General features: G+C 68.8%; 10 protein-coding genes and 1 other RNA gene. 4 read left to right on the plus strand and 7 right to left on the minus strand.

All coding sequences use genetic code 11. The annotated features are described in order from the left end of the window. Positions 1 to 61: 61 nt before the first annotated feature. Together AC1RSI_RS09680 and AC1RSI_RS09685 are read left to right on the plus strand one after the other, a co-directional pair. Complete coding sequence (locus AC1RSI_RS09680; protein WP_230307643.1) at positions 62 to 1,069, plus strand: glycosyltransferase family 4 protein; 1,008 nt, start codon at positions 62 to 64, stop codon at positions 1,067 to 1,069. A gap of 98 nt (positions 1,070 to 1,167) precedes the next feature. Then, entirely contained in the window at positions 1,168 to 2,733 is a 1,566-nt protein-coding gene (locus AC1RSI_RS09685) for an alkaline phosphatase D family protein (protein WP_154726296.1), read from the plus strand. A 2-nt stretch (positions 2,734 to 2,735) separates the two neighbouring features. Here AC1RSI_RS09685 and AC1RSI_RS09690 read toward each other — a convergent pair whose 3' ends face one another. The 7 genes from AC1RSI_RS09690 to AC1RSI_RS09720 all read right to left on the minus strand — a co-directional run bounded on the left by AC1RSI_RS09690 (position 2,736) and on the right by AC1RSI_RS09720 (position 5,812). Next, the gene (locus tag AC1RSI_RS09690; RefSeq protein WP_008261349.1) at positions 2,736 to 3,557 is read right to left on the minus strand and encodes a TIGR00282 family metallophosphoesterase; all 822 of its coding nucleotides are present in this window, start codon (positions 3,555 to 3,557) and stop codon (positions 2,736 to 2,738) included. Then, positions 3,554 to 3,973: a type II toxin-antitoxin system VapC family toxin gene (locus AC1RSI_RS09695; protein ID WP_154726295.1), complete on the minus strand. Its 420-nt coding sequence runs from the start codon at positions 3,971 to 3,973 to the stop codon at positions 3,554 to 3,556. The genes AC1RSI_RS09690 and AC1RSI_RS09695 overlap by 4 nt, the downstream gene beginning before the upstream one ends. Beyond that, positions 3,970 to 4,203 carry a type II toxin-antitoxin system VapB family antitoxin gene (vapB, locus tag AC1RSI_RS09700; RefSeq protein ID WP_008264254.1) on the minus strand — a complete coding sequence of 78 codons (234 nt, stop codon included), beginning with the start codon at positions 4,201 to 4,203 and terminating at the stop codon, positions 3,970 to 3,972. Before vapB ends, AC1RSI_RS09695 begins: the two co-directional genes overlap by 4 nt. A 31-nt stretch (positions 4,204 to 4,234) precedes the next feature. After that, the gene (locus tag AC1RSI_RS09705) at positions 4,235 to 4,792 is read right to left on the minus strand and encodes a 5-formyltetrahydrofolate cyclo-ligase (protein WP_008264368.1); all 558 of its coding nucleotides are present in this window, start codon (positions 4,790 to 4,792) and stop codon (positions 4,235 to 4,237) included. 163 nt (positions 4,793 to 4,955) lie between these two features. Then, positions 4,956 to 5,118: non-coding RNA, 6S RNA (gene ssrS, locus AC1RSI_RS09710), on the minus strand. 50 nt (positions 5,119 to 5,168) lie between these two features. Then, complete coding sequence (locus AC1RSI_RS09715; protein ID WP_154726294.1) at positions 5,169 to 5,504, minus strand: cell division protein ZapA; 336 nt, start codon at positions 5,502 to 5,504, stop codon at positions 5,169 to 5,171. After that, entirely contained in the window at positions 5,504 to 5,812 is a 309-nt protein-coding gene (locus AC1RSI_RS09720) for a hypothetical protein (protein ID WP_154726293.1), read from the minus strand. The genes AC1RSI_RS09715 and AC1RSI_RS09720 overlap by 1 nt, the downstream gene beginning before the upstream one ends. A gap of 96 nt (positions 5,813 to 5,908) precedes the next feature. Between AC1RSI_RS09720 and tkt the strand changes: the two genes are divergently transcribed. Together tkt and purT are read left to right on the plus strand one after the other, a co-directional pair. Further along, positions 5,909 to 7,900 (plus strand): transketolase, encoded by a 1,992-nt coding sequence (gene tkt, locus AC1RSI_RS09725; RefSeq protein ID WP_154726292.1) that lies wholly within the window; start codon positions 5,909 to 5,911, stop codon positions 7,898 to 7,900. A 181-nt stretch (positions 7,901 to 8,081) separates the two neighbouring features. Beyond that, positions 8,082 to 9,293, plus strand: a complete 1,212-nt coding sequence (purT, locus tag AC1RSI_RS09730) for a formate-dependent phosphoribosylglycinamide formyltransferase (protein ID WP_291753415.1) — start codon at positions 8,082 to 8,084, stop codon at positions 9,291 to 9,293. Positions 9,294 to 9,377: the final 84 nt, after the last annotated feature.

Below are 9,377 nucleotides of genomic sequence, written 5' to 3' on the forward strand. Positions count from 1 at the left end.
CATTCTGCTGCCTCCGGGCTCGCTCTTCTCCGAGGCCCGCCCCAACTCCATGGAGACGGTCGTGCGCACTCTCGCCCTCTTCAACGGAGACGCAGACACGCGAATTTTCTGCCTGGAGGGCGCCCTGGATCATAATGCGCCGGGCATGGTGACCACCCTGCCGCGCCGCAATACACAGCAAGGTCTCATCGACGCCTTGCGCGATTTCGGGCCGGATCTGATCGAACACCACCAGCAGGTGAAACAGGCCCTGTCCGTATCGTCACGCTTCCCCCAGGCCGTCCATGTTCTTTATCGGCATAATGCGCTGAAGCCTGCGCGCCATCGGATCGACCGTTGGCGCTACGCGGCCCGATATGGCCGAATGGACGGCTTCATCTTCGTCAGCGCCGCCGAGCGGAACGCCTTCGCCCGCACCTATCCCCGCCTGGCCGACCGCGCCTACGCCCTGCCCAACCCCATCGACGCGGCCGCCTGGTTCGCCTCGCCCGACGACCGGCAGCGGGTGATCGCCTTCGCCGGTCGGGCCATGCCGGAGAAGGGTCTGGACGTCCTGTGCGCCGCCCTGCCCGCCGTACTCGACGCCCACCCCGACTGGCGTGCGGTGCTGATGCTGAACGACTGGGACAGGCACGCCGCCTGGGCCGGGCCCCACCTCGCCCCGCTTGAGCGATACGGCGCCCGGGTCGCCGTCCTGCGTTCTGCCCCCCTGTCGCAGGTGCGCGACCAGATGAAGACCGCCGCCATCGCCCTGACCCCCTCGGTCTGGGACGAGCCCTTCGGCCTGACGGCGATCGAGGCTCATGCGGCGGGCGCGGCCCTGATCTCGTCCGGCCGGGGCGGCCTGCGCGAGGCCAGCGGCGACCATGCCCTCTATGTCGACGAGATCACGCCCGAAAGCCTGGCCGAGGCGATGGAGCGCCTGATCCGCAACCCGGATGAACGCACAGCCCTGGCCCGCGCCGGACAGCGTCATGTGATGGACGTCCACTCACCCCGACAACGGTCCGCCGAACTGAAGCAGATCCGCAAGGCGGTCGTCCTGTCGGGACGTCGCCTCGCCGCCTGACGCCCAAGGCGGCGTGCCGAGCCCCGGCGGATGCGGATACGGCTGGAAAATCTGTCACATCGCGGCGATAGAGCCGGGCTCCAGTTCGGGGATTTTCGATGACCACGCTCGCCCTCTCCCGCCGGTCCATGCTCGCCGCCTTCGGGGGCGGCCTGGCCCTGTCGAACACCGGCCCCGCCCTGGCCCAGGCCGTCTTCGACGTGAACCCCTTCCGGCTGGGCGTGACCGCAGGCGACCCCCTGCCTGACGGCTTCGTCATCTGGACGCGTCTGGCCCCCGACCCTGTCGCCTACGGCTCGGGCATGCCCAAGGCGCCCGTCGCAGTGAAATGGGAAGTCGCCGCCGACCGCGGCTTCAACACCGTTGTCCGGTCCGGCGAGGCGGTCGCCCGGCCCGAACTGGGTCACTCCGTCCATGTCGAGGTCGAGGGGCTGGAGCCCGCTCGCCTCTATTTCTACCGCTTCCAGTGCGGGACCGAGCGCAGCGGCGTCGGTCGCGCCAAGACCGCCCCCCTGGCCGGCGCCGCCGTCTCGGCCGTCCGCTTCGGCGTCGCCGGCTGCCAAGCCTATGAGAGCGGCTACTACACCGCCCACCGCAAGATGGCGGAAGAGGATCTGGATTTCATCTTCTGCTACGGCGACTACATCTACGAAGGCCGGGGCAACCCGATCTACCAGTCGGGTTCAGGCCCGCAGGACAACACCCGCGTCCACCTGGGCGGCGAGATCTACAGCCTCGACGACTATCGCCGCCGCTACTCCCAGTACACGATGGACACGGATCTTCAGGCCTCGCGCGCCTCGGCGGCCTGGTTCTGCACCTATGACGACCATGAGGTCGACAACAACTGGGTCGGCGACATCGATCAGGACGGCGTGCCGCCTGAAGTCTTCCTGCTGCGCCGCGCCGCGGCCATGCAGGCCTTCTACGAGTTCATGCCGATGCGGAAGTCGGCCTTCCCGCACGGCGCGGGCATGCAGGCCTATCGCCGGGCCCAGTACGGCGACCTGCTGGACATCGCCTTCCTCGACACCCGCCAGTACCGCACGGACCAGCCCTGCGGCGACCGCTACAACGCCACCTGCCCCGGCATAGAGGCGACGACGGCCCAGGTGCTGGGCGACGCCCAGGAGGCCTGGCTGCTGACCAATCTCGACCGCTCGAAGGCGCGCTGGAAGGCTTTGGCCCAGCAGGTCATGATGATGGACCTGAACCGCAACACCTCCGGCGGCCAGGGCGTCAACACCGACAGCTGGGCCGGCTATCGCGTGCCCCGCAACCGCCTGCTGCGCCACATCCGCGACCGCCGCATCGACAATGTCGTGGTCCTGACCGGCGACGAGCATCAGAACTACGCCGGCGGCCTGTGGCTGGACGGCAGCCAGCCCGAGGGCGCCCCCATCGCCGTCGAATTCGTCGGCACCTCGATCAGCTCCGGCGGCGACGGCTCGGACCGCGGCTCCGACTACGACCGCTTCCTCTCGGCCAATCCCCAGCTGAAGTTCCGCAACACCCAGCGCGGCTATCTGATCTGCGAGGCGACCCCGAACCTCTGGACCACCCAGTTCAAGGTCCTGGACAAGGTCTCGACCCGCTCCGGCGCGCTGACGACCCGTCAGACCTTCGCGGTCGAGGCGGGATCGAACACGCTCAACCTGGCCTGACGTCAGAGAACCGGCACCGCCTGGCTCAACCGTCCGCCGACCCGGATCGGCTCGACCCGCGTCGCCAGCCCGGTCTTGTCGTCGGTTTCGACAAACACGCCGCACACCGTCGCCGGACCGGACGCCGGCATGTAGCGCCCGCCCGAGATCCGGGTGGTGAAGCGGCGCAGCGGCTCTTCCTTCTCGTTGCCGATGACGCTGTCATAGTCGCAGCAGCCGCCGGCGTCGGTCTGATAGGCCGTGCCGCCGGGCAGGATCTGGCAGTCGGCGGTCGGGACGTGGGTATGGGTGCCGACCACCAGCGAGGCGCGGCCGTCGCAGAAATGGCCCATGGCCATCTTCTCGCTGGTCGCCTCGCAGTGCATGTCCACGATCACCGCATCGGCCACGGCCCCCAGGGGCGCGGCCGCCAGCTCGCGTTCGACGGCGCCGAACGGATCGTCCATCGGGTCCATATGCACCCGGCCAAGCACATTCATCACCAGGACGGTGCGGCCCGAATGGGTCTCGAACAGATTGGCCCCGGCGCCCGGCGCATCCATCAGGCGCGGATAGTTGGCCGGCCGGATCAGCCGCGGCTCGCGCACGATATAGGTCAGGGCCTCGCGCTGATCCCACGAGTGGTTGCCCAGGGTCAGGCAGTCGGCGCCCGCCATGAACAGCTCGCGCGCCGTATTCTCGGTGATGCCGAAACCGCCCGCAGCGTTCTCCGCATTCACCACCACGAAGTCCAGCTTCAGGTCGCGCTTCAGGCCCGGAAGATGATCGCTGATCCCGTCACGGCCGGACTTGCCGATGACGTCGCCGAAGAAGGCCAGTCTCATTCGTGTACGCCTTTACTAGGATCCGACCAGTGCTCGACCCTGAGGCCGGCTACACGCTCGAATTCGCCGATGTTGCGGGTGACCACGGTCAGTCCCTGGCTGCGGGCGTGGCCCGCGATCTGATAATCATAGGGTCCAATGGGCCGCCCTTGGCGCTCCAGCACGGCGCGGATTTCCGCCGTGTGGCGCGCGGCGTCCTCATCGAACGGAAGAATTTCCAGACGCGCCAGAAACGCCTCCAGCAAATCGCGTCGGCGCGGGTCGGCCAGCTTGTTCGGGCCGACCGCCAATTCCATGACGACCACCGTCGAAACATGCAACGGCGCCTGTTCGCTCTTCAGACGATCATTCAGCGCAGCGCTGCGGCCCCGCAGAATTTCGATACAGATGCTGGTGTCCAGCATGAAGCCGGTCACCACTCCTCCCGCTTCTGCATCTCAGGCTGATCCCGATCCGGCCAGTCTGGAATGCCGGGCCGGTCGAAGAAGTCATCCCACAGGGCGTTGACCGGCACCAGGCGCAGGCTCTTGCCCTCTTTGATGACGCGCAGCTCTTTCACGTCATCCGGAAAGGCGGCCGCCTTGGGCAGGCGCACAGCCTGCGAGCGGTTCGACTTGAAGACTGTGGCTTTCAGCGGCGGGCTCATGAGTTCGCTATCGGCCCGACTAACGTATATGTCAATGGGATATGCCGAAATCCCGATACCCCGCCTCGGTCAGCACCCCGTGCAGCCGCATGTCGTGCGCCTCCAGGCTCAGCGCCTCGACCGCCTGTCCCGCATAGGCGAAGCCGACCCGGATCACCTCGGGCCGCGCCGCAAAGGTGCGGTCGTAAAACCCGCCGCCCTGCCCCAGCCGTCCGCCGACCGCATCGAACGCCAGCAGTGGCGTCAGGATCAGATCCGGCTCCAACACCTCGGCCAGCGGCAGGGGCGCGGGGCAACCTGCGGCGTCCATCTCCAGCGGCTCGCCCGGCGACCAGGCGCGAAAGATCATCGGCGCATCCCGTTCCAGCACCACCGGCAGGCACAGCCGCCGCCCCGCAGCCTCCAGCGCCACGGCCAGGGCCTCAGCGTCCAGTTCGGACCCCATGGCGCTGTACAGGGCCACCACCTGCCCCGGCGGCAGGGCCTCGGCATGGTCGGCGGCGCGCCGGGCGGCCATCGGATCGGCCTCGGCCAGAGCCTTTCGCCGCGCGCGGGCGGCCGCCCGGAGTTCATGCTTCTCAAGGGTCATGCCGCGGGCTTACACGCCCCATCCGGTTCCGCACAGAGACCATGCCCCTCGCATGCCGGACTCGCTCAAACAGCGAGCGACCGCGTCGCGAGCGGTAGCGACAAAAATCGCTGAAGCAGCGAGCCGCCGCGCGGCGAGCGATAGCGCAAAAAAGAGAGAAGTTGGCGGCGCCGCAAGAACCGTGAAGGGCGTTTAAATCCTCTCGAACCTGGGTAGCCAGGTGGGCTCCATATGCCCAGGCCCTCGAGCCCGGACAGGGACAGATCCCTTTGAGTGAATTAAGGTCGCGAGGAAATGTATGCCTTCGACGAGGGCCGCAGCAGGACCCGCCGTCAAACAAGATAGGCGCTGCGCCCCGCCTTCTCAAGCGCCGTGATCAGATCGACCGTGACCAGATAGATTGGGCGATCTTCTCGATCCGCGCGGCCACGGCGTTCAGCGCCTCGGCCACCCCGTCGCTGGTCGGCGGCGCGGCGGCTGTCTGCGGCGCAGGACCTCCGCCCCCGTTCAGGCGCGCCTCGTGCAATTCGTCCGACAGGATCAGGGCCGACATCAGGAACAGCCGCAGGTCCCCGACATGGCCGACATCCTGGGCCACCTGGCGCACCTGATTGTCGAATTGTTTGGCCAGGATGCGGACCCGCTCCTCCTGCCCGTCGGCGCAGCCCACCGCATAGGGTCGGCCGTTCACCTCCACCGTCACCGTCGCCATCAGCCGGCCTCGCTTTCGGTCTCGTCGTCGTCCTGAGCCAGATCGTCCTGACCCAGATCATCCTGGGCCAGCACCTCGCGCACCGCCGCCGCCGCCCGCGCCAAGGCCTGCGACGCCTCGCGCCCGGCCACCTCCAGCTCGGCCACCCGCGCCGCATCCGCCCCGTTCCCCGCTCTGGGTGCGAACAGGTCGTCGTCGGCGATCGCCTGCGCCGAGGCCGGGCGGGCCTTCAGCTCCAGGATCTTGCGTTCAAGTTCGGCCAGGGCCCGGTCGATACGGGCCCGTGCGGCCGTGGTGGCGTCTGCCATCGGTCGCTCCTTGTAAATTCCGTATAGAACCCGAGGACGCGCCGGGGTAAAGCGGCGCGCTTCTGAATTTCCGCTTCCGCCGAAAGGTCTTCCCCCGTGACCGACGTCAAATCCGCCCCCAAGGCCACGCCCCAGCAGATGGCCAACGCCATCCGCGTCCTCGCCATGGACGGCGTCGAACAGGCCAAGTCGGGTCACCCCGGGATGCCCATGGGCATGGCCGACGTCGCCACGGTGCTGTTCTCCAAATTCCTGAAGTTCGACGCCGGCCGCCCCGACTGGGCCGACCGCGACCGCTTCATCCTGTCGGCGGGCCACGGCTCGATGCTGATCTACGCCCTGCTGCACCTGACCGGCTACAAGGCCGCGACCAAGGAAGAACTGTCCAACTTCCGCCAGTGGGGCTCCAAGACCGCCGGTCACCCGGAATACGGCCACATGCCCGGCGTCGAGGTCACCACCGGCCCCCTGGGCCAGGGCCTGGCCACCTCGATCGGCTTTGCGATGGCCGAGCGTCACCTCGCCGCCAAATACGGCGAGGACCTGGTCGACCACCGCACCTGGGTCGTCGCCGGCGACGGCTGCCTGATGGAGGGCGTGTCCCAGGAAGCCATCGCCCTGGCCGGCCGCTACAAGCTGAACAAGCTTACCGTCCTGTGGGACGACAACGAGATCACCATCGACGGCAAGGTCTCCCTGTCCGACACGACCGACCAGAAGGCCCGGTTCAAGGCCGCCGGCTGGGCGGTCAAGGCCATCGACGGCCATGACATGGACGCGATCAAGTCCGCCCTCAAATGGGCGACCCGCCAGGACAAGCCCACCCTGATCGCCTGCAAGACCAAGATCGGCAAGGGCGCCGCCACCCTGGAAGGCAGCCACAAGACCCACGGCGCCGCCCTGGGCGCCGCCGAGATCGCCGCCACCCGTCTGGGTCTGGCCTGGGATCACGAACCCTTCGAAATGCCCCAGACCATCGCCGACGCCTGGGCCAAGGTCGGGCGTCGCGGCGCCAAGGACCGCAAGAAGTGGGAGGCCCGCCTCGCCGCCTCGGGTCAGGCCGCCGACTTCACCCGCGCCATGAAGGGCGACCTGCCCGAGGGCGCCTTCGACGCCCTGAACGCCAAGATCGCCGAACTGATCGAGACCCAGCCCGCCCAGGCCACGCGCCAGTCCTCGGGCGCCGCCCTGGACCAGGTCTTCGCCGCCATCCCCGAACTGGTCGGCGGCTCGGCCGACCTGACCGGTTCGAACAACACCTTCGTCGCCGGCACCCCCATCCTGGACGCCCCGTCCTATGAGGGCCGCTACGTCAACTGGGGCATCCGCGAGTTTGGCATGGCCGCGGCCATGAACGGCCTGGCCCTGCACGGCGGGGTCATCCCCTACGGCGGCACCTTCATGGTCTTCTCGGACTACAGCCGCCCGGCCATCCGTCTGGGCGCCCTGATGGGGGTCCGCGCCATCCACGTCCTGACCCACGACTCCATCGGCCTGGGCGAGGACGGCCCCACCCACCAGCCGGTCGAACACCTGGCCGCCCTGCGCGCCATCCCCAACCTCCTGGTCTTCCGCCCCGCCGACACGGTCGAGGCCATGGAATGCTGGAAGATCGCGCTGGAGACCAAGACCGCCCCCTCGGCCATGGCCCTGTCGCGCCAGAAGACCCCGGCCGTCCGCACCGTCGCGGGCACGGAAAACCTCTCCGCCAAGGGCGCCTACGAGATCAAGGCCGCGTCGGGCGAGGCCAAGGCCACCCTGTTCGGCACCGGCACGGAACTGGCCCTGGCCCTGAAGGCCGCCGAAACCCTCGAGGCCGAAGGCGTCCCGACCCGCGTCGTCTCCGTCCCCTGTGTCGAACTGTTCGAACAACAGGACGCCGCCTACCGCGCCTCGGTCATCGGCCGCGGCACGATCCGCGTCGCCGTCGAGGCCGCCATCAAACAGGGCTGGGAAGGCTTCATCGGCGAAGACGGCGCCTTCATCGGCATGACCGGCTTCGGCGCCTCGGCCCCCGCCGAAGTCCTCTACGACAAGTTCGGCATCACCGCCGACGCGGTGGTCGCGGCGGTCAAGGCCCGGCTCTAACCCCTCTCACCTCCCTCTCCCTCTGCGGGAGAGGGAGACCGCGCACGGCGGCGAAGCCGTCGTCCTGGCGCGGTCGGGCGAGGGGTCGCACCGACCGCAAAAGTCCAACATCCACCGACCCCTCATCCGGCCCTCCGGGCCACCTTCTCCCGCAGGGGGAGAAGGGACGTTGGAGCAGACGATGAATCTCGGCACCCCCCTCTCCGACACCGCCATCCGCGTCATGCTCCTCGGCTCGGGCGAACTGGGCAAGGAGGTCGCCATTGAGCTTCAGCGGCTCGGCGTCGAGGTGATCGCCGTTGATCGCTATCCCAACGCCCCCGCCATGCAGGTCGCGCATCGCAGTCACGTCATCCCGATGACCGACCCCCAGGTGCTGAACGGCGTCATCCTGGCCGAGGCCCCGCACATCATCGTGCCCGAGATCGAGGCCATCGCCACCGAGGTCCTGGCCGATATCGAGGCCGCCGGCCTGGCCGTCGTCATCCCCACCGCCCGCGCCGTGCAGCTGACCATGAACCGCGAGGGCATCCGCCGCCTCGCCGCCGAAGAGCTTGGCCTGCCCACCAGCCCCTACGCCTTCGCCGGCAGCGCCGAAGAACTCGCCGCCGGCGCCGAAACCGTCGGCTACCCCTGTTTCGTCAAGCCGGTCATGTCCTCGTCCGGCAAGGGGCAGTCCTTCGTCGAAAGCCCCGACGAAATCGCCGACGCCTGGACCTATGCGCAGGACAGCGGCCGTGTCGCCGGCGCCCGCGTCATCGTCGAGGGCCGGATCGACTTCGATTTCGAGATCACCCTGCTGACCGTCCGCTCGCGCGCCGCCGACGGCTCGACCCGCACGGACTTCTGCGCCCCCATCGGTCACCGCCAGGTCAAGGGCGACTATGTCGAGAGCTGGCAGCCCCAGGCCATGACCCCCGCCGCCCTCGCCGCCGCGCAAGACATCGCCGGCAAGGTCACCGAGGCGCTCGGCGGCCCAGACAACAAGGGATGGGGCGTCTTCGGCGTCGAACTGTTCGTCAAGGGCGACCAGGTCTGGTTCTCCGAGGTCTCGCCCCGCCCCCACGACACCGGCCTGGTCACCCTGGCCAGCCAGACCCTGAGCGAGTTCGCCCTCCACGCCCGCGCCATCCTGGGCCTGCCCGTGGACGTCACCCAGCGCGAGCCCGCCGCCAGCGCCGTCATCTACGGCGGCATGGAGGCGCAAGGCGTCGCCTTCGAAGGCGTGGCCGAAGCCCTGTCCGTCCCCGCCGCCGACCTGCGCCTCTTCGGCAAACCCGAAGCCTTCGACCGCCGCCGCATGGGCGTCGCCGTCGCCCGCGGCGCCGACGTGGACCAGGCCCGCGAACGGGCGCGCGAGGCGGCGGGATGCGTGAAGGTGGTGCGGGGCTGACCTCACAGCCCCCTCCGTCACGGCGCTCTGCGCCGCGCCACCTCCCCCAAGGGGGGAGGATCTCCGTCATCCCATTCCTCCCCC

The sequence above is a fragment of the Brevundimonas sp. GW821-FHT10E09 genome (genome assembly GCF_058809375.1).

What these genes read in the sequence shown, in the direction of transcription:
- AC1RSI_RS09690 (WP_008261349.1), bottom strand. Translation starts at nt 3,557, where the DNA reads ATGAGACTGGCCTTCTTCGGCGACGTCATCGGCAAGTCCGGCCGTGAC.
- vapB (WP_008264254.1), bottom strand. Translation starts at nt 4,203, where the DNA reads ATGAGCCCGCCGCTGAAAGCCACAGTCTTCAAGTCGAACCGCTCGCAG.
- AC1RSI_RS09685 (WP_154726296.1), top strand. Translation starts at nt 1,168, where the DNA reads ATGACCACGCTCGCCCTCTCCCGCCGGTCCATGCTCGCCGCCTTCGGG.
- AC1RSI_RS09720 (WP_154726293.1), bottom strand. Translation starts at nt 5,812, where the DNA reads ATGGCAGACGCCACCACGGCCGCACGGGCCCGTATCGACCGGGCCCTG.
- AC1RSI_RS09715 (WP_154726294.1), bottom strand. Translation starts at nt 5,504, where the DNA reads ATGGCGACGGTGACGGTGGAGGTGAACGGCCGACCCTATGCGGTGGGC.
- AC1RSI_RS09705 (WP_008264368.1), bottom strand. Translation starts at nt 4,792, where the DNA reads ATGACCCTTGAGAAGCATGAACTCCGGGCGGCCGCCCGCGCGCGGCGA.
- purT (WP_291753415.1), top strand. Translation starts at nt 8,082, where the DNA reads ATGAATCTCGGCACCCCCCTCTCCGACACCGCCATCCGCGTCATGCTC.